Below are 24322 nucleotides of genomic sequence, written 5' to 3'. Positions count from 1 at the left end.
CGCGGGCTTGAGCCCGGCTCGCCAAAAAGGGGTGCCGCAGCGATGCGGCACCCCTTCTTCGTTGATAGACCGGGCCCGAGCTGCGCAGCACCGGCTTTGTCGTCGTTTTGTCTTGCAGCGTCGATAGCATCCGCGACCTGTTGGCTGCCCTGCTTAGAGATCCATGTCCGCCCAGCTTCCCTTGACCTCGGCCACCCAGGCGCGCCGCGCCGACCCGCGACGTCCCGACTGGATCCGTGAACCGCTGCTGCATTTCCTGTTGATCGGTGCGGCGTTGTTCGGCGTCGACCGCCTCGTCAATGGCGATGGCGACACAGCCAACGAGATCGTCATCAGCGCCGAGGTCGACGCCGAGGCGCGCGAGATCTTCAAGGCCAAGCGCGGCCACGAGCCCGATGCCGACGAGATCAACGCGCTGCGCAGAGTGTGGCTGGACAACGAGGTGCTCTACCGAGAAGGCCTGGCCCTGCAGCTCGACAAGGGCGACACAGCCATTCGCGAGCGCGTCATCTTCAAGGCACTCAGCGTCGTCGACGGCGGCACCAAGCTGCCGCCGGTGACCGATGAGGTGCTGCGCAACTGGTTCGAGAAGCGCCGCGCCAAGTACGACGAGCCGGCCCGCTTCGACTTCCAGGAAGCCGTGCTCGGCGGCGAGTCCGGCGAGACCGCCGTGCGCGCCTTCGTCGACCTGCTGAACAACGGCACACCCGGCGACACCAAGGCTGGCCTGCGCGTCTTCAAGGGCCGGCCGCACAGCAACCTGCTGCAGAGCTATGGCGAGGGTTTCGCCAAGGCGCTGGAGAACGCCAGCCCCGGCCAGTGGCTGCCCCTGCAGTCGCGCGACGGCTGGCACGCCGTGCGCCTGGAGGCCAGCAGCGCCGCCCGACCCGCCAGCTTCGAGGCCCTGCGCGGCATCGTGCTGCAGGACTGGACGGACGCCACCCTGGCCGAGCAACGCAGCGCTGCCGTGGCCGCCCTGGCCAAGAAGTACACCGTCAAGGTTGAGGCGCCCGCGAAATGAGTGCCCCCACACCTGTCGCTTCGCGCCTGCTGACCTGGCTGCGCGCGGCCCTGCTGCTTGCTTTGGCCGCTGCCGCCCTGCCCTCGCTGGCTCACGAGATGAGCATGGCCGAGATGCAGCTGCACGAAACCCGCCGCGGTGAATTCATCTGGCAATGGATGGCCGGCGAGAAACGGCCGCTGGCCCAAGACCTGACACCGGTTTGGCCGGCCAGCTGCGACGCCCAGGGCAATGCGCTGCGCTGTGGCGACCGTGGTCTGTCCGGCACGCTGTCGGTCAAGGGCGTGGGCGACCGGTACTCGGCCGCCGTCATCCGCGTCTTCTGGCTGGACGGCCAGAACCGCGTCTACACACTCACCAAGGCCCAGCCGGCGGTGCAGCTCTACGGTGCCGCCGACGACCCGCGCGGCATGGGCGAGATCGCCACCGCCTACGCGCTGCTGGGCGTCGAGCACATCCTCGGCGGCATCGACCACCTGCTCTTCGTCGTCGGACTGCTCTTTCTGGTCGGCTTCCGGCGCCACCTGGTGTGGACCATCACCGCCTTCACCGCTGCGCACAGCCTGACGCTGGCCAGCAGCGCACTCGGCTGGCTGACGCTCAGCTCCGCGCCGGTCGAAGCCACCATCGCGCTGTCCATCGTCCTCGTCGCCGCCGAGGCCATGCACAGGCGCCAGACGCTCGCGCGCCGCTGGCCGGCGCTCGTGGCCTTCCTGTTCGGCCTTGTGCACGGGCTGGGTTTTGCCGGCGCGCTGCAGGAGATCGGCCTGCCGGAGAACCACCTGTTCGTGGCCCTGCTGACCTTCAATCTCGGCGTCGAGCTGGGCCAGCTGATGACCGTCGGCGCCTGCTGGTGCTTGTGGCGCCTCAGCTACCGCTGGCCGGCGGCGCAGCGGCTGCGCACCGTGTCGCTGTACGGCATCGGCGGCCTGGCGGCGTATTGGTCCTGGCTTCGCGTTGCGGCGGTGGTGGCATGACGGATGAGGTGATCGGCCTCTTTCCCATCCCGCTGCTGCGCGCGCCCGGCGTGCTGCCAGCACCCCTCGTCGACGCCCTCGTGGACCACTTCAGCACGCGTGCGCTGGAGCACAACAACAGCTCCGAGGCGCTGTCGCACACGCGCATGCTGCAGCCGGCCGACAGCCCGCTGCTCGTGCAGGCCGCCGCGCTCATCACGCCCAAGATCACGGAGTTCGGGCGGCTGCTGTTCGGCGAGAACCTGGGCTGGGCCATCAAGGAGATGTGGGTCAACGTGCTGGACACCGGCGGCCGCCAGGCCATGCACAACCATGCCAACAGCTTTGCGTCTGGGGTGGTCTACCTGACCGAGACGCACGACTCGGCGCGCACCGTCTTCATGAAGTCGCCCGGCGGCCATGACTTCACGCTGAAGAACGACCACGCCGGTGTGGCCACCGGGCCCTACAACGCCGAAAAATGGGTCAGCCCTTCGCCCGCCCCCGGCGACCTGATCCTGTTCCCGAGCTACCTGATGCACGCCGTACCGCCTAATGCCGGCGGGCGCCGCATCAGCCTGGCGTTCAACGCGATCCCGACGCGGCTGGAGAGCTGGGGCTACACACTGAGCTTCAACGCTTGAAAGAAATGCTGCCCCTCGCCCCGTCTCGCGCCGCTGAACGCGGACGAGCCAAGTCGGTCCCCCGAGCGGACGGCGATGCTTGCCGGATTGACCGGCAAGCACATCGCCATGACGGGCCGGCTTGGGAGCGGCCCGGCGCTCGGCCCGAATGAACTGGCTGGCCCTTGTGCTGATGGCCGCGTCCGGCTTTGCCGGGCTGGGCTACCAGATCGTCTGGACGCAGCAGTTCGGCCTCGTCCTCGGCCACGAATCGGCCGCCGTGCTGGCCGTTGTCGCCGCCTTCTTCGGCGGGCTGTCCGTCGGATCGCTGCTGCTCGGCCGGCGCATCGAGGCCAGCAGCCAGCCGCTGCGCTGGTATGCCGGCTGCGAGGCGCTGATCGGTCTGTGGGGCGCAGTGCTGATGGCCGCGATGCCGGTGGCCAGCAAGGCTGCGCTCGCACTCATCGGGCCCGATGCGACGCCGCTGTGGCATTGGAGCGTGGCTTTCGGTGCGAGCTTGCTGCTGCTGCTGCCGGCCACCGCGGCGATGGGGGCGACGCTGCCGGCCATGGCGCGAATCGGCACGTCCGGCGTCGCGCCGCTCTACGCCGCCAACACGCTGGGCGCGGTCGCCGGCGTGCTGGCCACGGCCTTCTGGCTGATCCCCGCCTGGGGGCTGACGATGAGCGCCGGCCTTTGCGTGGCGCTCAACTTCGGCTGCGCCCTGCTGGCCGGCGCCGCATTGCAGGCCCGCCCCACGCCGCTGCTGGGCCCGGCCAGCTCCAGTCGCCCGCTGGCCATGCTGGCGCTGACCGGCCTGCTCGGCATCGCCTATGAGGTGCTGGCGGTGCGCGTGCTCAGCCAGGTCGCCGAGGACACCGTCTACACCTTCGCCCTGCTGCTGGCCGTCTACCTGACCGGCAGCGCACTGGGTGCGGCGGCGTTTGCGCGCTGGCCGCCGCTGCGCGACACGCCGCGACTGTTGCAGGCCTTGGCCCTGAGCTGCCTGATCGGCATGGCCGCGATGTTGGGCGCCGAAGCCATCAAGGCGGCGCTGCAACCCGAGACCCTGGTCGGCGCCCTGGCCACCGAGGCGCTGCTGGCCGCCGCCGTGTTCGCGCTGCCGACGCTGCTGATGGGCGCCCTCTTCTGCCAGCTCAGCGCCGACGCGGCCGCGGCCGGCATCCCGTTCAGCCGTGCGCTCTGCGTCAACACCCTGGGCGCGATGCTGGCCGCGCCGCTGTTCGGCGTCGTGCTGGTGGCCGGGCTGGGCCCGAAGCTCGCATTGCTGCTGGTCGCCGCGGGCTATCTGCTGCTGGTGCCGGCGTGGCGCCGTGCGACGTGGTGCCTGCCGGCTGCGGCCACCGTGGCGCTGGCGCTGTTCGCGCCGCCGCTGGCCTTCATCACCCTGCCTGAAGGTGGCCGCGTGCTCAGCTACCGGGACGGCGCGATGGCCGCGGTCAGCGTCGTCGAAGACGCCGCCGGCGTCGCGCGGCTGCACATCAACAACCGGCAGCAGGAGGGCAGCAGTGCCACGGTCTTCGTCGACGGTCGGCAGGCGGTGTTGCCGCTGTTGCTGCACCCGGCGCCCCGGCAGGCCCTTTTCCTTGGCGTGGGCTCGGGCATCACGGCCGGCGTGGCGGCGCGCATGCCGGGCGTGCAGGTCGACGCGGTCGAGCTGCTGCCCGAGGTCATCGAGGCCTCGGCGCTGTTCCAGTCGGCGCTCGGCCCCGGCCCCCAGCCAAGGCTGCATGCCGCTGATGCACGACGTTATGTTCGCACCGCCAGGCGACGCTACGACGTCGTCGTCTCCGACAACTTTCACCCCGCGCGCAGCGGCTCGGGGGCGCTCTACACGGTCGAGCACTTTCAAGCCGTGCGCGAGCGGCTCGCGCCGCGGGGTGTCTTCTGCCAATGGCTGCCGCTGCACCAGCTCGACATCGACACGCTGCGCAGCATCGCGGCCGCCTTCCTGCAAGCCTTCCCCGACGGCGCGGCCGTGCTGGCCAGCAACAGCCTGGACACGCCCACCATCGGCCTGGTCGGCCGCGCCGGCGGCACGCGCTTTGCGCCAGCGGCGACCAAGCCCGGGCTGGCGGCTGATTTCGGCCTGGCTGACGACTTCGCCGTGCTCGGCAGCTTCGTCGCCGACGCCGCCGCGCTGCGGCGCTTGGCCGGCGACGCGCCGCTGAACACTGATGACCGGCCCTGGGTGGCCTACCGCGCGCCGCGCATCACCTATGCGCCCGACTCGACGCCGCGCGACCGTCTGCTCACCCTGCTGGGCCAGGTGAATGTCGACGCGAGTACCTTGCTGGCCGTGCCCGATGCGGCCCTGTCTGGCCGCTTGACCGCCTATGCCCGGGCGCGCCATGGCTATCTGGACCTGGGCCGGCGCACCGCGCCGAGTGCCGACCCGGGCGTCATGCTGGCCCGCGTCGGCCAGCCACTGCTGGCCGTGCTGCGCCAGAGCCCCGACTTCCAGCCCGCTGCCGAGCCGCTGCGCCGGCTGGCGCAAGCCCTGGCACCCAGCGACCCGGTGGCCGCCCGCGAACTGCTCGAAGCGATGGCCCGCATCCGCCCCGATCTGGCCGGTTTTTGAGCCGCGTCGGCCCGGTGTCAGTCCGGCGTGGCAAGCTGCGCCCCATGCGCTGGGCTCTCATCACCGACATTCATGCCAACCGGCAGGCCTTCGAGGCCGTGCTGGCCGACGCTCGCGCCCAGGGCGCTACCCGCTATGCACTGCTGGGCGATTTCGTCGGCTATGGCGCCGACCCGGCCTGGGTGCTGGACCAAGTTGTAGATCTGGTCACCGACGGCGCCATCGCCGTGATGGGCAACCATGACGAGGCCGTCGCTCGCGGCAGCATGCCGGGCATGCACCCCGACGCACGCGCCGTCGTCGACTGGACGCGCGCCCAGCTCAGCGAGGAACATCTGCGCTTCCTGTCGCGGCTGCCGCTGCAGGCCCATGGCGAGCCGGGCCATTGCCTGTTCGTGCACGCCAACGCTTTCGATCCCATGGGCTGGGAATATGTTCAAGGCCGTGCCGAGGCGGTAAAAAGCCTGCACGCCAGCGCGGCGCGCATCCAGGTCTGCGGCCATATGCACGAACCCATGCTCTTCCACCTCTCGGGCACCGGCAAGGCGGGTGACTTCCGACCCGTGGCCGGCGTGCCAATGCCGCTGCCGGCCCACCGCCAGTGGCTGGCCATTCCGGGCTCCTGCGGCCAGCCGCGCGACGGCAACCCGGCAGCCTGCTACGCCTTGCTGGACCCGGGCAAGTCGGACCTGGACGATGCCCGCATGACCTTTCAGCGCGTCGCCTATGACGTCGAGGCGGCCTGCGCAGCGCTGCGGGCGACCGATCTGCCGCCACTGATTGCCGAGCGCTTGGCGCGCCGCCTGACGCTGGGCGAGTGATGACCACCAATCCGCCCTTGTCCGCCCAGCACGCGCCGCTGCAAGTCGGCCAGGTGCTTGACGGCTTCCGGCTGGAGGCGCGGTTGCACCAGGGCGGCATGGCCAACCTGTGGCGAGTCAGCCGCGTCGATGGCACCGACGACGGCGGCATCGAACTGCTGATGAAGGTGCCGCGCATCAAGGGCGGCGAGGACCCGGCCACCATCGTCGGCTTCGAGGTCGAGCAGATGCTGATGCCGCAACTGAGCGGCCCCCATGTGCCGCGCTTCGTGGCGCGCGGCGACTGGACCCGCCAGGCCTTCATTGTCATGGAGCACATTCCCGGCGAGACGCTCCGCCCGCGCCTGGACGACGCGCCGCTGCCGCCCGAGGAAGTGGCCGACATCGGCGCCCGCGTGGCCACGGCCCTCGCGGCGCTGCACCGCCAACATGTCGTGCACCTGGACATCAAGCCGAGCAACATCATGTTTCGGCCCGACGGCACGGCCGTGCTGGTGGACTTCGGATTGAGCCGCCACGAGCAACTGCCCGACTTGCTGGAAGAGGAGTTCACGCTGCCGATGGGCACGGGGCCGTACATGAGCCCGGAGCAGGTGCAGTTCGTGCGCAGCGATCCCCGCAGCGACCTGTTCGCGCTGGGCGTGATGCTCTATCACCTGGCCACCGGCGAGCGGCCCTTCGGCCAACCGGACTCGGTGCGCGGCCTGCGACGGCGCCTGTACGTCGAGCCGGTACCGCCGCGCGCCATCCGGCCGGAGCTGCCGCCCTGGCTGCAGGAGATCATCCTGCACTGCCTCGAAGTGAAGCCCGAGAAGCGCTATCAAAGCGCCGCCCAGCTGGCGCTGGACCTGCGAGAGCCCACTGGCGTGGTGCTGACGGCGCGGGCCGAGAAGCTGCGGGTCAGCGGCGCCATGCTGCGCATGAAGCGCTGGTTCTTCGCACTCGGCGCCGACCCGGCCGCGGTCCCAGCCGTGACCGAACAGCTGGCACGCAGCCCCATCGTCATGGCCGCCGTCGAGGTGGACCGCGGCACGAACGAGTTGCGCGCGCAGCTGTGCGAGACCGTGCGCCGCATCGTGCAGACCGAGACCGGCGCGCGTCTGGCCTGCGTGTCGGTCATGAAGATCAACCGCATCGGCATCGACGAGCTGACCGACCAGCACGGCCAGAGCCTGCACGTGAAGCAGCTCATCGCGCTCAAGCACTGGGCGCGACCGATCAGCAAGGCGCTGGACCTGGCGGACGGCCGGCTGACCTTCCACGTGCTGGAAGCCCCCGACGTGGCCGACGCACTGGTGGATTTCGCGCGCCGCAACGGCGTGGACCACATCGTCATGGGCGCCCGCGGCGCGTCGGCGTTGCGGCGCTATCTGGGCAGCGTGTCTAGCCAGGTGGTGGCCGAGTCGGACTGCACGGTCACCGTCGTGCGCGAGCCCGCTGCGTCCTGAGCCCCCGGTGGGCGGCTGAAACGGGCTGCAACACCGCCTCTTGAAACCTCGCGAGCAGCTCCTAAGTCGGCGCTGATGCCCGCAGCGCTTGGCCTTGCACGCCGGCCCGGCATCGCAACTTGAAAGGAGGCTTGCATGTACTCGTCGCTTTGGACTTTTCCGTCCAGCTTCTTCTCCGACTTCGACCGCCTGCACCGCGAATTCGATGAGCACTTCGGCGCGGTCGGTGCGCCGTCGAGCATTCGCTCGGTCGCACCGGGCGCCTTCCCTGCCATCAACGTCGGCAACACGCCCGAGAGCGTGGAGATCTACGCCTTCGCGCCCGGCCTGGACGCGGCGAAGCTCGACGTGACCGTCGACCGCGGCGTGCTGAGCATCTCGGGCGAGCGCGCCGCCACAGCGCAGGAGGATGGCGCCCGCACCTACAGCCGCGAGCGCTTCAGCGGCAGCTTCCGGCGCGCCATCAGCCTGCCCGACGATGCCGATGCGGCCCAGGTCAAGGCCAGCTACCGCGACGGCATCCTGCGCATCAGCGTGGCCCGCCAGGCCAGCGCCCAACCGCGCCGCATCGCCATCCAGTAAGCACCACCGGAAAGGACCCACACCATGAGCAACAACGCTGTTCAAACCGACACCGGCCGTGGCCGCGCGCCGGCCCGCAACGGCGCTGATGGCGAAAGCCAGCGCGCCCTGACCCCACGCGTGGACGTCAGCGAGGACGACACCGGCATCACGCTGCTGGCCGACCTGCCCGGCGTGACCCGGGAGCAGCTGGAGCTGCGCGTCGAGGCCGACACCCTGCTTATCGAAGGCAACGTCGATGCTGCGGCACCCGGCGGGCTGGAGGCGGTCTACGCCGAGGTGCGGCTGCCGCGTTACCGCCGCAGCTTCACGCTCAGCCGCGAGCTGGATCCGTCGCGCATCGAAGCGCAGTTGAAGGACGGCGTGCTGAAGCTGCGCATCCCCAAGCAGGCACACGCTCAGCCGCGGCGCATCGAGGTCTCGGCGGCCTGACGCCGCCGCAGCGCGGCGCATCCATGACCTGCGGGGTCATCGACGCGCCGCGGGCCGGGCATCAGACTTCTGGCATCCCACAGCCAGGAGCCCACGATGCCCGCCTTTGATGTCCTGCCCCTCGCCGTCGCCCTGCTGATTGGCATTCCTGCGTTCGGGTCCTGCATCGGCATCGGACTGGCCAGCATGAAGCTGCTGGAGGGCATCGCACGCCAGCCCGAGATCGCGCCGGAACTGCAGACCAAGTACTTCCTGGCGGTGGGCGTCACCGATGGCGCCTTCATCATCGCCACCGGCATCGGCCTTTGGTTCGCGACGGCGAACCCCTTCGCCCGCTGAGGCGGCCTCAGCCGCCGAAGTAGGGGTCGCCAGCCGGACGCTTCTTGCGCGCCGGCGCGATCTGCGTGGTGATCGTCACCGCATTGCCGGTGGCGGCCAGCTGCACCGCGGTCGGTGCGCCATCGATGAGTTGGTCCGGGTGCCAGATGCGCACCCGCGCCGGGCCTTCCGGCAGGGCCTGCATCAACACCTTGCCGTCAGCGCCGCCGACGAGCTTGGCCCAGGGTGTGTCGGACACATAGACATGGCCGCGCATCGAGCTGTGGATGTGGCAGGCCAGCAGGTAGGGGCCCGGCTGGCTCAGCACCTTGCTGTCGCTGGCCGGCGCCTTGCCCGCCAGGCGCCCGGCCAGGCGAAACTGGGTATTGAGCCCCGGGTCGACATACACACCGCCGGGCCCCATCACGCCGAGGATGACGTGGTGGTCCCAGGTATCGAGGTTGTTGAAACTGACCTTGGCGTTCAGCCCGACAACGGTGACGGCCGGGATGAAGCGCAGCTTTTCCTGGCTGACGTTGGCTTCCATCGCGGGCGCGGGCCGGGGGCCCGGCACGCTGCTGTCGACCAGCACGACGGCATCGGCCAGCGGTTTGCCGTTGCGGTCCAGCACGGTCACGGTCAGGTCGGCCGCCTGGGCGGTTACAGCCGCGGACATCAGGGCAAAGATGGAAAGGGCGCGCATGGTGGACAGCGAAGCGGAGGCGGCCCAGTGTCACCCGCTGCCTACACTGGCGAGATGAGTGACAACCCCTGCCTGAGCTGCGGCGCGTGCTGCGCCAGCTTCCGCGTCGATTTCGACCGCAGCGAGCTGGACAGCGAAGGCGGCCGCGTCCCCGACGGCCTGGCGGCGGAACTGACCGGCCGCCTGATGCGCATGCGCGGCACCGACCACGCCCAGCCGCGCTGCGCGGCCCTCAGCGGTCAGGTGGGTGTGAAGGCGAGCTGCGGCATCCACGAATGGCGCCCGTCGCCCTGCCGGGAGTTTGGCGAACGCGCGCCCATGGGCATTGGCGACGACGCCTGCGCGCGGGCCCGAGCGCGGCACGGGCTCCTGCCGATCTGACGCGGCACGGGCCGCTGTCGATCTAGCGCTGCAGCCGGCTCACGAACCCGCCTGCCGCAGCGGGCTGCGCTGGCGCTGCTGTTCGCGCACCTCGTTGAGCCAGGCCAGCTTGGCGCCGTAGACCTCGCGGTCCTTGGGCGTCGCGCTGTTTTCAAGCGCCTTGGCGATCTCGCCGCGCGCGCCCGACAGGTCGCCCAGGCCGTAGTTGGCCAGGCCCAGCCAGAAGTGGAATTCGGGCACATAAGCCGCACGGGCCACTTCCTTGCGGAAGAGCTGGCGCGCAGTCGCGAACTCGCCGGCCTTCATGGCCGCCACGCCTTCGTCAAAGAACTTGTACGGCGGCACCGGCTGGATCTGCGCAAGCTGGTTGGCGTAGCTTTGAGCCTCCTCGCGCCGGCCGGTGTCGCTGAGCACGAGCACGAGGTTGGACATGGCCTGCAGGTTCAGCGGCTCACGCTCCAGCACCAGGCGCAGCGTCGACTCGGCCTTGTCCAGCAGCCCCTTGCGGCGGTAGAGCACGGCCAGCGTGTTGTACGCGGCCAGCCAGCGTGAGTCGGTCAGGATGGCTTCGCGGGCCCACCAATACGCGTCGTCCAGGCGGCCCACCGTGAGCGCCTCGGCGGCACGGTTGTTGAGGAACATCGCCAGGATGGTGGACTCGTCGACTGGCCGGCTGCGGTGACTGCGCACCTGCTCGGGCGGCAGGAAGTCGATGGTCAACAGTTCCGGATCGCCAAAGACCGTCACGCGGTTGGAGGCGAGCGGGCGCGCCAGGCTGATGTTGACGTGGCCGGCGACGAAGAAGATGCCGTTGGAGCGACTCCAGTTCTCTTCAAGGTAGACGCTGTTGAAGCGCACCGGCATGTTGAGGTGACGGGCGAAGGCGGCCGTCATCAGCACCAGCGACATGCAGTTGCCGCGCTTGGCATCGAAGGCCTCGGCGGCCGTGCGGGTGACCTCGGCGTCGTAGTCGAGCTGCAGGCGGCCCTTGGTGTAGAGCGCGTCGATGAGGCCGTCACGCTGGCCCTTGACGCGAACCTCACTGGCCATCTCGGTCTCGGCAAAGCGCTGCATAGCAGGGCTCAGCGCGAGCGCCGCCTTGGCGTCGATGGGAACGCTGGCCGGCTTGAAGGCCGCATCGACAAAAACGTCTTGGCGCGGTGGTGCGATGGGGTCCACAGCGCAACCGGCCAGGCTGGCCAGGGCCACCATCACGATCAGGACACGTATCTTTTTCATGTCAGTCTCCTGACACAAGCTTAGCCCTCGCCCGCGAGGTTGTCTTGAGTCATCCGGCACGGTTTTGTAGGCGGCGTCAGGCTAAAAAACGCAATCAGCTCAGTCGCATAACAGGAACTAAAACTACAACGCGCCGTCAAACAGCATGCCAATTCTGCCGGGTTCGTGGACATCATCACGCTCTGAAGCCGTTTATTTCCGGGATTTCACCAACTATCGGATGTAGTTTTACTTCAATAGCATCCGCGAACTTCCAAGGAGTGCGCGGTCATGAAGGCATGGGCAGACGGTTTGGCGCGTCAGGCGCGACGGGTGGCTGGCGCGGTTGCGCTTGGCCTGTGCGGGCTGCTTGCGGCATGCGGCGGCGGCGCTGAAGCCCCGCTGCAAGAGCCCGCAGCGAGCGTCGGCGCTGCGGCGGCGGCGGGCGGCGACAACGTCGAGCTGCTGGCCGGCGTGCCCGCGACTGTCGCCGTCCCGCGCGCCAAGATCGCCGCCGTGGCCACGCCCGGCGAGCCGGCCACGTCGCTGCGCGTGCACTACCGCCGCGCCGACGGCAACCACACCGGTTGGCAGATCCACACCTGGAACGCCGCGCAAAGCCCCAACTGGAACGCCGGCTGGAACGCCGCCGGCAGCGACAGCTTCGGCGTGTACTACGACGTGCCGCTGGCAGCGGCCAGCGGCACGGTCGGCTTCCTGCTGCACAACCAGGACAACAAGGACAACGGCGGCGCTGACCAGAGCTATGTGCTGCAGGCCGGCGCCAACGAGATCTGGCGCCTGGAGGGCGACAGCACCAACTACACCAGCAACCCGCTGCTGCTGCCGGCGCCCGACATCACGACCGTGCGCGTGCACTACAAGCGCTTCGACGGCGCCTACAGCGCCTGGGGCCTGCATCTGTGGAACGGCAGCGGCCTCGACGTGGCCGCGCTGCCGGCCGGCATGCAGATCGACAACTGGGGCCAGCCGGTGCCGCTGAGCGCCATGCCGGGCCATGCCACCGCCAACGGCGAAGTGGTGTTCGACATCCCCGTGCTGAACCCGCAAGGCGACGTCAACCGCAAGGGCCTGGAATTCATCATTCACGGCATGCCGCCCAACGAGAACGACAAGGACGGCCGCGACAACAACATCCGCGTCGAGTTCTCGGCGCTGACGATCCAGAACCAGGTCGGCCACATCTGGCTGGTCGAACGCGACGCCACCGTCTACACCGCACCGCCCGACCTGCGCCAGGTCTCCAGCACCGACGCCCGCGCCGTGTGGCTGAACAAGAGTCTGGTCAAGTGGCCGCGCATGGCCGCCGTCACCGGCGTGCGCCTGTACCACTCGGCCACCGGTCAGATCAGCGTCGCCGCCGATGCGCCCGTGCAGGGCGCCGACGGCTACATCACGCTCGACGCCTTCACCGGCAGCGTGCCACCCGCCGATGCGCTGCGCTTCAAGTACGTCGCCGGCGGCGCCGTCTTCAGCGTGCGCGCGGCCGACATCGCCCGCCTGCCCGCCCTGCATCAGCAGCAGCTTGTGCTCGTGCAGGAAGACGCCAACGGCAAGGTCCAGAACGCCACGACCGCGCAGATCGCCGGTGCGCTGGACGACCTCTACGCCACCGCCAACAACGTGCCCGACCTGGGCGCCGCAGCCAAGAACGGCAGCACCAGCTTCAAGCTCTGGGCGCCGACGGCTCAGAACGTCTCGCTGGTGCTGACCACGGCTCTGGGCAACTCGCCGCTGACCCGCACGACCACCGAGCCGATGACGCGCGACGCCGCTACCGGCGTGTGGAGCCTGACCAAGCAAGGCCATCTGCAAGGCGCGACCTACCGCTATCAAGTGCAGGTCTTCGTGCGTGGCGTCGGCCTGGTCAAGAACTTGGTCACCGACCCCTATTCGCTGGGCCTGACCATGGGCGGCCAGCAGAGCGTCGTCATGGACCTGCAGTCGCAGGCGACCAAGCCCAATGGCTGGGACCAGAGCGCGCCGCCCGCCACGGTGGCCGCACCGTCGGACCTGAGCATCTACGAGCTGCATGTCCGCGACTTCTCGATCAACGACGCCACCGTGCCCGCCGCCCGCCGCGGCAAATACCTGGCATTCGCCGAGCCCAACTCCAACGGCATGAAGCACCTCACGGCGCTTGCCGCCGCCGGCCTGACCGACGTGCACCTGCTGCCGGTGTTCGACATCGCCAGCGTCAACGAGAAGAGCTGCACCACGCCCGCCCCCAGCGGCGCGCCGGATGCCGAGTCGCAACAGGCGGCCGTGGCCGCCACGGCCGGCACGGACTGCTTCAACTGGGGCTATGACCCGCACCACTTCACGACGCCCGATGGCGCCTATGCCAGCACGGCCGCCAACCCGCTGGCCCGCGTCGTCGAGTTCCGCCAGATGGTGCAGGGCCTGAACGCGGCTGGCCTGCGCGTCGGCATGGATGTCGTCTACAACCACACCACCTCGTCCGGCCAGAACGCCACCTCGGTGCTCGACAAGGTCGTGCCCGGCTACTACTTCCGCTACAACGCCACCGGCGGCATCGAGCGCTCGACCTGCTGCGAGAACACCGCGTCAGAGAACCTGATGATGGCCAAGCTGATGATCGACTCGGCCGTCACCTGGGTGCGTGACTACCGCATCAGCTCACTGCGCTTCGACATCATGGGCCACCACCCGCGTTCGGTCATCGAGGCGCTGAAGGTCCGCGTCGAGGCCGCCGCCGGCCGCACCGTGCAGATCGTCGGCGAGGGCTGGAACTTCGGCGAGGTGGCCAATGGCGTCCGCTTCGTGCAGGCCGAAATGCTGTCGCTCAACGGCTCCGGCATCGGCAGCTTCAACCCGCTGATTCGCGACGCGGTGCGCGGCGGTGGCTGCTGCGACTCGGGCAGCGCGCTCGTCGCCAACCAAGGCTATGTCAACGGCTTCTTCTACGACCCAAACGGCGCCAACGGCAGCCAGAGCCGCGGCGAGCTGATGTGGTTTGCCGACCGCATCAAGGCGTCGCTGGCCGGCTCGATCCGCAGCTTCGAGATGCAGACGAGTTGGGATGCCAACCTGCGACTGGACCAGATCGACGTCGGCGGCATCCCGGCCGGCTGGGTCCTGGAGCCGGGCGAGGTCGTCAACTACGTCGAGAACCACGACAACCTGACGCTGTTCGACAACAACGCCTTCCGCCTGCCCACCGGCACCAGCAAGGAAGACCGCGCCCGCGTGCAGATCCTGGCCAATGCGATCAATGCCTTCAGCCAGGGCGTGGCCTATTTCCACGCCGGCGGCGAGGCGCTGCGCAGCAAGTCGCTGGACAAGAACAGCTACGACAGCGGCGACTGGTTCAACCGCTTGGACTGGACCTTCAGCGACAACAACTTCGGCGTCGGCTTGCCGCCCGCACGCGACAACGCCGACAACTGGAACCGGGCCCGCCCGCTGCTGGCCAATACGTTGATCAAGCCCCATGCCAACGACATCGCCTGGACGCGCGACGCCTTCCGCGACCTGCTCAAGATCCGCAAGAGCACGACGCTGCTGCGCCTGCGCACGGCCGACGACATCAAGGCGCGATTGAGCTTCCTGAACACCGGCTCGGCCCAGGAGCCCACCGTGCTGGTCGGTCGCCTCAACGGCGTCGGCTATCCCGGCGCCAACTTCAGCGAGCTGGTCTACCTGATCAACGTCGACAAGACCGACAAACAGCTGACCCTCCCCGCCCTGGCCGGCCACACGCTGGCGCTGCACCCGGTGCACACGGCGCCGACCGCTGGTGACAAGCGCGCCGCCCAGGCCAGCTTCAACGGCGCGACCGGGGCCTTCAACGTGCCGGCCCGCACCGCCGTCGTCTTCGTCGCCCCATGAAAGTCATTGCCATGAAGCAACTCCACCGCCTGGCCGCTGCGGCCGCCCTTGCCTTTGCTGGTTTGGCGGGCTTCGCCGCCAGCGCCGCCACCGTCGTGGTCGACATCAGCGGTGCGCAGAGCATCAACCTGCAAGGCGAGGCCGGCAACACCGTCTGGCTCGTCGACATCGGCGCAGGCACCGTGCTGAATTCGCTCGACTGGGCCGTCACGCTCAATGCCTTCGCGCCCAGCAGCCTGTCCGAGATGCAGCTCAGCTTCGGCAGCGCCAGCGGACCGGCCTTCACCTTCGCCCCCGACGTGGTCGACGGTTTCAGCGGCAGCGGCAGCTATGCCGGCTCAGTGGACCTGACCGGCCTGGGTATCGCCGCAGGCGCCGACGGCGAGCTGCGCATCGAGTTCAGCGAAGGCTTCAAGGACTTCGGCCTCAATGTCGCCGAAGGCCAGTGGACCAGCGGCAGCTTGACCTTCGACGTCAGCGCCGTGCCCGAGCCGGCCAGTGCCGTGCTGGCCGTGCTGGGTCTGAGCCTCATCGGCGCCCGCCGCCTGCGCAGCGCTGCTTGATCAGGCGCGGCTGCGGGCGAGGTGGGCCACCGGCGCCACCTCGCCACGCTGCAGCCGGCGCCGGGCGCGCATCGCCAGCGCGATGGTGACCAAGCAAGCGCCGGACGATGCCCAGAACGAGAGTGCCAGGCCGGCGTGCCCCATCACCACGCCCGTGTAGGCGCCGCCCAGCGCATTGTTGAGCGCCCACATCCACCAGGTGGACAAGGCGATGTCGCGGGCGCCGTCCACGCTGCGCGCCACCGCCACGACCTGCGGCAGGTAGAACAACGCGCGCACCGCGTTGGATAGCGTGAAGGCAGAAATCAGCCAGCTTTGATCAGCTTCGAACATGGGGCAACTCCATCGGCGGGCGGTGCCCTCCTGTCTGCCTGTACGTGCTGCGGCAGGCTTTCCGGACAGCCACATTCAGGGGACACGGCCGCTGCACCGCCATGTCCGGCCGGTGCCTGCCAGTGCGTATCTGGGGCAAGCGGGTCGTGTGGCACCCGCGCCGGAGTCCCCGCATGTCTCACGTCGCCCGTTCACCCGCGCTGCGCTGGCAGCCCCTGCAGTGGCTGGCCGCCACGTCGCTCGCCTACATCACGCTCTACGCGCTCGCCAACCAGCTGACCAGCCTGCGCGCCGACGTCGGCACCGGCGTCTTCGCCTGGGAGCAGGGCATTCCCTTCATCGGCTGGAGCATCGTGCCCTACCTGTCGATCTGCGGCTTCTTCCTGATGTCCTTCTTCGTTGACGGCGACGGGCCGCGCCTGCGCCAGCATGTGGCGCGGCTGCTGGTGGTGCTGGTCGTGTCGGTGCTCTGCTACGCCGCCTTTCCGCTGCGCTTCACCTTCGAGCGGCCGGAGACCCACGGCCTCACCGGCCTGCTGTTCGACCTGCTCAATGCCTGCGACCTGCCCTACAACCGGGCGCCCTCCCTGCACATCGGCGTGCTGGTGGTGCTGTGGGCACGCTTTGCGCCGCTGCTGCGCGGCTGGGCCGGTCTGGCGCTGCAGGGCTGGTTCCTGCTGATTGCCGCGTCCGTGCTGACGACCTACCAGCACCATGTGCTGGACGTGCCGGCCGGCGCGGCGCTCGGGCTGTTCGCGCTGTGGGTCACGCGCATGGCACCGCTCGCGCGCGCCGTGCCGCAGCGTGCCGATTCACCACGCTCCTAGGGCTGCCCGTGCCGGCCACCGCACCACTACCATGCCGCCTGCCATTCAGGCAGGGGTGGGAGTGCCATGGGAGATGTCACGCTTTTGATCGCTCGCGCACGCGACGGCGACCGCGCCGCGCTCGACGCCTTGTTCGAGATCCTCTACCCGGACCTGCGCCGCATCGCGCATGCGCGCCTCAGCGGCCACGAGCGCAGCCACCAGCTGCAGACGACCGCGCTCGTCAACGAGTGCTACATGAAGTTCGTGCAGATGGCGCGCGTCAATCCGGTCGACCGGGCGCACTTCCTGTCCTACTCGGCCACCGTGATGCGCTCGGTGGTGGTGGACGCGGTGCGCGCCAACCAGGCCGACCGCCGCGGCGGGGGCGCTGCCCATGTAACGCTCAGCACGGCAGTGGGGGACGAGGTGGCGCTGTCAGAGGAAGAAATCCTGGACGTGCACGGCGCGCTGAACGACCTGGCGACGCTGGACCCGCGGTTGGCGCAGGTGGTGGAAATGCGCTACTTCGGCGGCATGAACGACCTGGAGATCAGCCAGGCGCTCGGCGTCACCGACCGCACCATCCGCCGCGACTGGGAGAAAGCCCGCATGCTGCTGGCCACCGCGCTGCGCAGCTGAGGCCGCCATGAAGCGGCTCGACACCATCGCCGCGGACTGGCCAGCCATCAATGCGCTGCTCGACGAGCTGCTGACCCTGCCGCCCACCGAACGCGCGGCCTGGGTGGACGCACTGAGCGACGAGCGCGCTCGCTTCAAGGACACGCTGCGGCGCCTGCTGGCCGCGCGCGGCGGTGTCGAGACCGACGACTTCCTCAAGCAGATGCCCCCGCTGCCGCACCTGGCGCGCGCCGCGCCGTCGGACACCGCCACAGCCGGCACGCGCGTCGGGCCGTACCGGCTGATCTCCGAGTTGGGCCACGGCGGCATGGGCACCGTGTGGCTGGCGGAACGGGCCGACGGCGAGCTCAAACGCCAGGTCGCGCTGAAGCTGCCCCGCATGGCCTGGGACGGCTCGCTGGCCGAGCGCCTGAAGCGCGAGCGCGACATCCTGGCCTCGCTCACCCACCCGCACATTGCCCGCCTCTACGACGCCGGCACCGACGACCACGGCCGCCCCTACCTCGCGATGGAGTACGTGCAGGGCCGCCCCATCGACGAGCACTGCGAAGCCGAAGGCGCCAGCGTTGCTCAGCGGCTCAGGCTGCTGCTGCAGGTGTGCAGCGCCGTGGCGCACGCGCATGCGCAGTTGGTCATCCACCGCGACCTCAAGCCGGGCAACATCCTCGTCACCGCCCAGGGCCAGGTGCGGCTGCTGGACTTCGGCATCGCCAAGCTGATGGAAGGCGACCGCACCGAGGAGACGGCGCTGACGCGCATGGCGGGCCGCGCACTGTCGCTGGACTACGCCAGCCCCGAGCAGATCCGCGGTGACCCCATCGGCACCGCGAGCGACGTCTACAGCCTGGCGGTGGTGGCCTACGAGCTGCTGGCCGGCCAGCCGCCCTACCGGCTCAAGCGCGGCAGCGCCGCCGAGCGTGAGGAAGCCATCATGCAGGCCGACGCGCCGCGCGCCAGCGACATGGCGGCCACCCAGTCGCTGAAGAAGCAGCTGCGCGGCGACCTCGACGCCATCCTCAACAAGGCGCTGAAGAAGGCGCCCACCGACCGCTACCCGACGATGGTGGCGCTGGCCGACGACATCGAGCGCCACCTGGACGGCCGCCCGGTGCTCGCGCGGCCCGAGAGCCGCAGCTACCTCGTGCGCCGCTTCATCAGCCGTCACCGGGTGGGCGTGGCTGCCCTCACCGCCGTCATCGTCGCGCTGAGCGTGGGCCTGGCCACGGCGCTGTGGCAGACGCGCGTGGCCCGGCTCAGCGAGCAGTCGGCCGAGGGCGCGGTCGACCGCGAAGGCGCCGTCAAGATGTTGATGATGGACACGCTGGCGGAAGTGGCCAGCGCCGGCGCCCAGCAGCTGCAGACGCCCACCGCCGCCGCCAGGATGATGCGCACCAAGCTCGACGAGTACGAGGTCCGCTTCAAGGACCGGCCTGAGCAGCGACTCGGCCTGCTGGAGGCCGTGGGCTCGCAGCTGCCGTTCTTTGGCGACTACGAAGGCTCGCTGATCGTGACGCGACGCTATCTCGCGCTGCTGAAGGAGACGAAGTCGGACGACTGGCGCGTGCTGCGCGCCCACATGGGCATCGCACGCGCGCTCGGCAACCTGCAGCGCACGCCCGAAGCGGCGGCGGTGCTGGAAGAAGCGCTGGCCACCGTGCCGGACTCTCCGGGCGCCGTGAACAACCGTGTGGCGGTAATGGCCGACCTCGGTCGGGCGCTGATGCGCATGGACCGGCGGGAAGACGCGCAGCGCTGGCTGACGGCCGCCGTGCAGCGCATTCCCGAGTTCAAGGACGGCAGCATCCGCTGGGCCACGCGCTCGACGCTGGCGCGCTTCTACCTCGGCTTCGACGATCCCCAGGCGCTGCAGCTGATGAGCGCGGCGCACGAGGAGTACATGACCTACCCAGAAGCGCAGTCGTCCGAGAAGGGTGGCAGCTTCCTGTTCCTCGGCACCGCGCTGATGAATGTCGGCCGCGCCGCTGAGGCCGAGCGGGCGCTGGCCGAGACGGTCAAGCGCTATGGCGAGATCTTCGGCAAGGTCGACCGCGACACCGTCATCGCGTCGGCACGGCTGGCCGCCGCGGTCGCTGCGCAGGGGCGCTACCCCGAGGCCAACGAAATGCTGATCCGCAAGAGCGCCGAAGTCGAAGCCCAACCCGGGCCGGACACCGCCATCGCCCGGGCCACGCTGGCGGCCCAGCAGCTCGACACCGCGCTGAAGCACGGCGACCTTCAAGCAGCGACACCGCTCGCAACGCGCGACATGACGCCCGCGTTGCCGGCCGATGCGGCCTTGCATCAGCTGGGCGCTGCGCGGCTGCTGACCGCCAGCGGCCAACCCGCCGAAGCGGCACAACGACTGGCGCAGGCGCTGAACGCGCGGCCGGTGGCGAGCCGCTGGGTTCTCAGCACCTTCGCATCGGGCATGGCGCTGGCCGAAGCGCGGCTGGCCGTGGGCGATGCGCGCCAGGCGCTGGCCGGCCTGGTGGAATTGGCCGGCGCGATGCAGGCCCAGCAGGCCAAACGCAACGCCACATACGGCCAGGCGCTGATGTTGTCGGCGCTGGCACAGAGCCGCCTGGGGGATCACGCGCAGGCGCTCGCGCTGCAGGAAGCGAGCGACAAGGAGGCGACCGACCTGAAGCTGCCTTCACGGGCCGAGCAGGCCGACGCGGATGCCATCCGCGCGGAGGTGCTGCATGCCGCCGGCCGACCCGCCGCGGCCGCCGCCGCGCTGAAGGCCATGAAGGCCGCACTGGGCGGCCAGCACGCCGACAGTCCGCGGCTGAAGCAGGCACAGCGCCTGTCAGCGCTGTTGGGCGCCTAGGCGCGGCGCGGCAGGCTCGCGGTCAGCCGGCTTGCACTGCTCGTACAGGCGCAGCAGGTTCAGCGGCAGCAGCAGGCCATGCAGCACCAGGATGGGCAGCAGTTCTGCAGACGCCCCATAGGCGATGAAGAGCAGGTTGCTGGCAATGGCGAAGGCGCGCAGCGCGCGCAGGGAACGAACCGAGAACGTCAGCAGCACGCAGCCACCGGCGAGCAGGCCGATCAGGTCGGCGGCGTTCATGAACGTCAGGCCAGCGCTGTGCGGCGGGCGCGTGCAGCCAAGCCGGCAAGCCCGAGGGCCAGCAGCGCCGCGCTGGCCGGCTCGGGCACAGGCGCCATCGTCCAGCCGATGACGTCCATGGCCAGCAGGTCAGCCGTCACCGGGGCGTAGGCCACGCCGGTTTCGAACATCGGGCGCATCAGGCCGGCGCCGTCTTCCAGTTTCCAGTGACTGGCCTGGTTGCCGTCGCCGAAGGTCGCGCCTTGCGAGAACTCGGGCCCGAAGCTGACGCCGCCGTCGATGGAGAAATACTTGGGCTGCGTGCCCACCGTGAAGTCGATGACGCCCGCCGCCGCGCTCCGGGCCGAGTAGCGGAAGAAGTCCAGCGAATTGACGTAGTTGTACTGGCCGGATGGCGCCGTGGCCGCCAGGCGGTCCACCGTGTCAACGCCGCTGAAGAAGCCCAGCGCATGGCCGATCTCGTGCATGGCCACGCCGACGAAGTCGTACTGGCCGGCCGTGATGCCGTCGCTCGGGTCGAGGTCGAAGGCGACGCTGCCGCTGAGGCGGATGCGCGCATCGCAACCGGCGGGGCAGCCGAGCGCCGTGCTGAGCGGGAACTGCTGCCCGAGGCCGCGCGCATTCGGCGCCGCCAGCCGCACCCCGATGTTGCCGCTGTCCACATAGGGCGTCAGCGAGCCGGCGCCGGCCGGGTTGTCGCTGCTGCGGTTGACCAGACGGCTGTACGAGAAGCCGGTGGGCAGGCTGGCCACCGCGATGGCATCCGCGGCGCTGTTGGCTTGCGCCGTCAGGCGGTTGCGGAATTCGTCATAGAACATGCCGACGTAAAGCGTGTCGGCCTTGCCCAGCACGCCGGGCTCCAGCGCCAGGCCCGAACTCATGTTGAGGCTGATCGTGAGGTCGGTGCTGATCAGCGACGACCAGCGCGCCGCCGCCAACTCGAAGCCGGCCCGGGCCTGCGCGGTGACGTCAGGCGTGTACGTGAGGTTGAAGCGCAGCGCCTGGGCGCTGCCGCTCAGGGCCAGGGCAACACAGGCAGCAAGGGGGGCGAGACGGCGCATGGCATCGACCTTTCATCGTGGGCGGTGAGCAAGGCACCACGCGCCCTGCCCTTCTCCTTACGACGTGCCGACCCCGATCCGGACATGCCGGCGTCGATTCACTGCATCACGAAGACGGCGGCGCTGCGGGCCGGCACCTCAAAGCGGCCCTGCCGCGCCCGCGCCTCGCTGCGCAGGCGGGCATCGGCGCCCTGGCGCTGCACCGGGTGCAGCACCCAGCGCGCGCCGGCTTCCCCGGGCAGCGTCAGCGTCTGGGCCGTGGGCGCGGCGTTGATCAGGGTCATCACCGCCTTGAACCCGGCGCCGGGCAGGCCAGCGCCGTCGACGCGCGTCGCGATCAGCACCGGGTTCTGGCCGGCGCCGCTGCCGGGAAAGCTGACCCGCTTATGGACCTCGGCAGCGCTGGGCAGGCGCAGCAGCGGCGTGCTGGCGCGGATCTTCAGCAGGTCGCGGAAGACGTCGCGCGCCCAGGCGATCTCGGCCGGGCCTGGGGCAATGTCGGCAGTTCGGGCCAGCCGCTCCTTGGCCAGCTCCCAGTCACGGCCATCCTTGCCGAAGTTGTCCTGCTTCGGCGGCAGGCCGGTGCCGAAGTGGTTGGTGCGGTAGGTCCAGTCCAGGCGGTTGAACCAGTCGCCCGAGTCGTAGCTGTTGCGGTCCATGCTCTTGCTGCGCAGGATGTCCTGGCCGGCATGGAAGTAGGCGATGCCTTGGCTGAAGGCGACGAGGGCCGCGCCCAGCATCTGCACGCGCGCGCGGTCCTCACGGCTCGTCGCCTGTGGCAGCTTCAACGCGTTGATGTCGAACAGCGTCTGGTTGTCGTGGTTCTCGACGTAGTTGACGACCTCGTTGGGCTCGCTGGCAAAACCAGCCGGCTGGTCGCCGTAGGCCATGGCATCGAGGCGCTTCTTTTCGCCGCGCCAGGTCGTCAGCTCGAAGCCGCGCAGCGAGCCCGCCAGGCCGACGCGGATCATGTCGGCGGCGGTGAGCAGTTCCTCAGGCTTCGATGCAGCCATCGCGTTGGGCGCGTAGACCATGCCGTTGAGCCAGCCCTGGCGGCGCAGGCTGTCGTCACCGCTCTCGCCGGCGCTGCCGCCCCGCGCCGCATCGCGGCCGCGGTCGCTGAAGGAGCCGATGCCGCTGCCGTTGAGCGACAGCTGCGACGCCTGCACGAACCGCGCGCCGTTGGCCACCTCGCCGAAGTTCCAGCCCTCGCCCAGCAGTTGCACGGGCCGGCCCGCTTCGGCGTCGACACGCTTTTGCAGCCGCTCCATCGCCTCGCGCGGCTGGTGGCCCATCAGGTCGAAGCGCATCGAGTCGATCTTGTATTCGCGCACCCACAGCGCCGCTGAATCGATCATCAGTTTGGCCATCATGCGGTGCTCGGTGGCCGTGTTGTCGCAACAGGTCGAGCGCTCAACCTCTCCCTTGGCGTTCAGCCGTTGGTAGTAGCCCGGCACGAGGCGGTCCAGCACCGATTTCGGATGCTGGCCCGCCGCGGTCGTGTGGTTGTAGACCATGTCCATGCCGACGCGCAGCCCGGCCTGGTGCAGCGCCATGACCATCTGGCGGAACTCGACGATGCGCTTGAACGGGTCGTTCGCGGCGCTGCTGAAACTGCCCTCGGGCGCGTTGAAGTGCCAGGGGTCGTAGCCCCAGTTGAAGCAGTCATCGGCGGCCACCGCCATGACGGCGGCCTGTTGGGCCTCGCTGTCGGGCGGCGCTTTCGGCACGGCGGGCGTCTTGCAGCCGCGTTCGGGCACGCTGGCCAAGTCGAAGACGGGCAGGAGGTGCACGTCCGTCATGCCGGCCCGGGACAGCGCCTTGAGGTGCTTCATGCCGTTGGACGCGCTTTCGGTGAAAGCCAGGTACTTGCCCCGCCAGGCGGGGCGCACGGTGGCGTCGCCGATGGAGAAATCGCGCACATGCAGTTCGTAGATGACCTGGTCGGTCGCGGCCTTGACGCGGTCCGGGCGCTTGGCGGCATCCCAGCCGCGCGGCTTGAGCGCCGGCGACGACAGATCGGCAACCACGCTGCGCTGCGAATCGGCCGTCAACGCGACGGAGTACGGGTCGGTGACGAGGTTGCGCACGAGGCCATGCGTCGGCGTGACGACATCCACGAGATACCGATAGGCCTGGCCGCTCAAGTCGCCGGGCAGCTCCATTCGCCAGACGCCGGTGGCAGCGTCGAAGCGCATCGCGTCCGCGGCGATGGCCGGCGCCTCTGCACCCGTGTAGCGGCACAGCAGCAGGCGTTGCGCTGTGGGCGCCCAGACGGCGAAGCGCGTGCTCGACTTGCCGGGCTGGGCGCCGAGGTGGTCGACGGCCTCCGCCGCGGCATAGAGGTCGTCCAGCGCGCCGGGTATCTGCAAGCCGGTGGACGTGATGACGCGGCCATCGGCGCCCTCATGCACCAGCAGCGCCTGCTCACGCAACAACGCCGCGACATCGATGCCCGACACCGCGAAACGCGGCCCGTCGCCGATGAAGCGGAACCGCGCCGGCAAAGGCGTGGCGCTCGGTGTCAGATCGATGGCGCCGTCAGCGCCGGTGACCGCCTCGCCTGTCAAGGCGCGCAGCCTTGCCGCCTTGGCGTGATGCAGACGCAGCCGCTCTCCCTGCTGCAGCTTCAGCCCGGGCCATTGAACGGTGCGTGCATCAAGCCAATAGGCCTTGGCCTCGGCCATGGTCGTCGACGTGATCGCCGGAATGGGCACGGCGGCATTGCAGGCGTCGAGATCGCTGGCCTGCGCCGTGGCGGCCACCAACGCCAAAACCAGCATCGGCACGAGCGGTGTGCGGACGGACATGAGGTCTCCTGATGTGTTTGCGAAATAGTAGCAAAACTACTTTCATCGAAATCCCCATA

The 24322-nt window shown here is 69.6% G+C and carries 21 protein-coding genes; 15 read left to right on the top strand and 6 right to left on the bottom strand.

The features are described 5' to 3' along the window. Positions 1-163 precede the first annotated feature (163 nt). From ASC81_RS19425 to atpE, 9 genes are all read left to right on the top strand, one after another. Positions 164-1021 (top strand): peptidyl-prolyl cis-trans isomerase, encoded by an 858-nt coding sequence (locus ASC81_RS19425; RefSeq protein WP_056270704.1) that lies wholly within the window; start codon positions 164-166, stop codon positions 1019-1021. Beyond that, positions 1018-1998, top strand: coding sequence for a HupE/UreJ family protein (locus ASC81_RS19420; RefSeq protein ID WP_056270701.1), 981 nt, complete (start codon positions 1018-1020; stop codon positions 1996-1998). The genes ASC81_RS19425 and ASC81_RS19420 overlap by 4 nt, the downstream gene beginning before the upstream one ends. Further along, positions 1995-2621: a putative 2OG-Fe(II) oxygenase gene (locus ASC81_RS19415; protein ID WP_056270698.1), complete on the top strand. Its 627-nt coding sequence runs from the start codon at positions 1995-1997 to the stop codon at positions 2619-2621. The genes ASC81_RS19420 and ASC81_RS19415 overlap by 4 nt, the downstream gene beginning before the upstream one ends. 148 nt (positions 2622-2769) lie before the next feature. After that, positions 2770-5202, top strand: a complete 2433-nt coding sequence (locus tag ASC81_RS19410) for a fused MFS/spermidine synthase (protein ID WP_156392307.1) — start codon at positions 2770-2772, stop codon at positions 5200-5202. A 44-nt stretch (positions 5203-5246) separates the two neighbouring features. Beyond that, positions 5247-6023 carry a metallophosphoesterase gene (locus ASC81_RS19405; RefSeq protein ID WP_056271803.1) on the top strand — a complete coding sequence of 259 codons (777 nt, stop codon included), beginning with the start codon at positions 5247-5249 and terminating at the stop codon, positions 6021-6023. Further along, positions 6023-7471, top strand: coding sequence for a bifunctional serine/threonine-protein kinase/universal stress protein (locus ASC81_RS19400; protein WP_056270697.1), 1449 nt, complete (start codon positions 6023-6025; stop codon positions 7469-7471). The genes ASC81_RS19405 and ASC81_RS19400 overlap by 1 nt, the downstream gene beginning before the upstream one ends. Before the next feature lie 135 nt (positions 7472-7606). Further along, positions 7607-8053 (top strand): Hsp20/alpha crystallin family protein, encoded by a 447-nt coding sequence (locus tag ASC81_RS19395; RefSeq protein WP_056270694.1) that lies wholly within the window; start codon positions 7607-7609, stop codon positions 8051-8053. 24 nt (positions 8054-8077) lie between these two features. Next, positions 8078-8485, top strand: a complete 408-nt coding sequence (locus ASC81_RS19390; protein ID WP_082536659.1) for an Hsp20/alpha crystallin family protein — start codon at positions 8078-8080, stop codon at positions 8483-8485. A gap of 96 nt (positions 8486-8581) precedes the next feature. After that, complete coding sequence (gene atpE, locus ASC81_RS19385) at positions 8582-8824, top strand: F0F1 ATP synthase subunit C (protein WP_056270691.1); 243 nt, start codon at positions 8582-8584, stop codon at positions 8822-8824. Between the two features lie 7 nt (positions 8825-8831). Here the strand turns inward: atpE and ASC81_RS19380 are convergent, their stop codons facing one another. Continuing rightward, complete coding sequence (locus ASC81_RS19380) at positions 8832-9479, bottom strand: plastocyanin (RefSeq protein WP_235533713.1); 648 nt, start codon at positions 9477-9479, stop codon at positions 8832-8834. An 81-nt stretch (positions 9480-9560) separates the two neighbouring features. On the opposite strand from ASC81_RS19380, the gene ASC81_RS19375 reads away from it, so the two are divergent. Next, positions 9561-9887, top strand: coding sequence for a YkgJ family cysteine cluster protein (locus tag ASC81_RS19375; RefSeq protein WP_056270686.1), 327 nt, complete (start codon positions 9561-9563; stop codon positions 9885-9887). Between the two features lie 39 nt (positions 9888-9926). Here ASC81_RS19375 and ASC81_RS19370 read toward each other — a convergent pair whose 3' ends face one another. Beyond that, on the bottom strand, positions 9927-11126 hold the full coding sequence (locus tag ASC81_RS19370) for a tetratricopeptide repeat protein (RefSeq protein WP_156392305.1): 1200 nt from the start codon (positions 11124-11126) through the stop codon (positions 9927-9929). A gap of 270 nt (positions 11127-11396) precedes the next feature. On the opposite strand from ASC81_RS19370, the gene ASC81_RS19365 reads away from it, so the two are divergent. Then, a complete protein-coding gene (locus tag ASC81_RS19365; RefSeq protein ID WP_056270681.1) occupies positions 11397-14978 on the top strand; it encodes an alpha-1,6-glucosidase domain-containing protein in 3582 nt (1193 codons plus the stop codon). After that, complete coding sequence (locus ASC81_RS19360) at positions 14975-15541, top strand: PEP-CTERM sorting domain-containing protein (protein ID WP_056270678.1); 567 nt, start codon at positions 14975-14977, stop codon at positions 15539-15541. Before ASC81_RS19365 ends, ASC81_RS19360 begins: the two co-directional genes overlap by 4 nt. Here the strand turns inward: ASC81_RS19360 and ASC81_RS19355 are convergent, their stop codons facing one another. After that, on the bottom strand, positions 15542-15874 hold the full coding sequence (locus ASC81_RS19355; protein WP_056270676.1) for a hypothetical protein: 333 nt from the start codon (positions 15872-15874) through the stop codon (positions 15542-15544). It lies immediately after the preceding gene. Positions 15875-16047: 173 nt separating this feature from the next. Here ASC81_RS19355 and ASC81_RS19350 point away from each other — a divergent pair, with 173 nt between their 5' ends. The 3 genes from ASC81_RS19350 (at position 16048) to ASC81_RS19340 (ending at position 20152) form a co-directional block, all read left to right on the top strand. Continuing rightward, positions 16048-16701: a phosphatase PAP2 family protein gene (locus tag ASC81_RS19350; protein ID WP_056270673.1), complete on the top strand. Its 654-nt coding sequence runs from the start codon at positions 16048-16050 to the stop codon at positions 16699-16701. Positions 16702-16767: 66 nt separating this feature from the next. Further along, positions 16768-17322 (top strand): ECF-type sigma factor, encoded by a 555-nt coding sequence (locus ASC81_RS19345; protein WP_056270672.1) that lies wholly within the window; start codon positions 16768-16770, stop codon positions 17320-17322. Between the two features lie 7 nt (positions 17323-17329). After that, positions 17330-20152: a serine/threonine-protein kinase gene (locus ASC81_RS19340; protein WP_056270669.1), complete on the top strand. Its 2823-nt coding sequence runs from the start codon at positions 17330-17332 to the stop codon at positions 20150-20152. On the opposite strand, the gene ASC81_RS19335 is transcribed toward ASC81_RS19340, so the two are convergent. The 3 genes from ASC81_RS19335 to pulA form a co-directional block, all read right to left on the bottom strand. Further along, a complete protein-coding gene (locus ASC81_RS19335; protein ID WP_056270666.1) occupies positions 20132-20392 on the bottom strand; it encodes a hypothetical protein in 261 nt (86 codons plus the stop codon). The genes ASC81_RS19340 and ASC81_RS19335 overlap by 21 nt on opposite strands. Before the next feature lie 5 nt (positions 20393-20397). After that, complete coding sequence (locus ASC81_RS19330; RefSeq protein WP_056270664.1) at positions 20398-21453, bottom strand: NF038122 family metalloprotease; 1056 nt, start codon at positions 21451-21453, stop codon at positions 20398-20400. 98 nt (positions 21454-21551) lie between these two features. Then, positions 21552-24263: a pullulanase-type alpha-1,6-glucosidase gene (gene pulA, locus ASC81_RS19325; RefSeq protein WP_082536658.1), complete on the bottom strand. Its 2712-nt coding sequence runs from the start codon at positions 24261-24263 to the stop codon at positions 21552-21554. Positions 24264-24322: the final 59 nt, after the last annotated feature.

The sequence above is a fragment of the Pelomonas sp. Root405 genome (assembly GCF_001425165.1).
In the GTDB taxonomy this organism is placed as follows: domain Bacteria; phylum Pseudomonadota; class Gammaproteobacteria; order Burkholderiales; family Burkholderiaceae_C; genus Pelomonas.
Note: the sequence above shows the minus strand (reverse complement) of the source record. Positions and strands in the feature narration are given on the sequence as shown.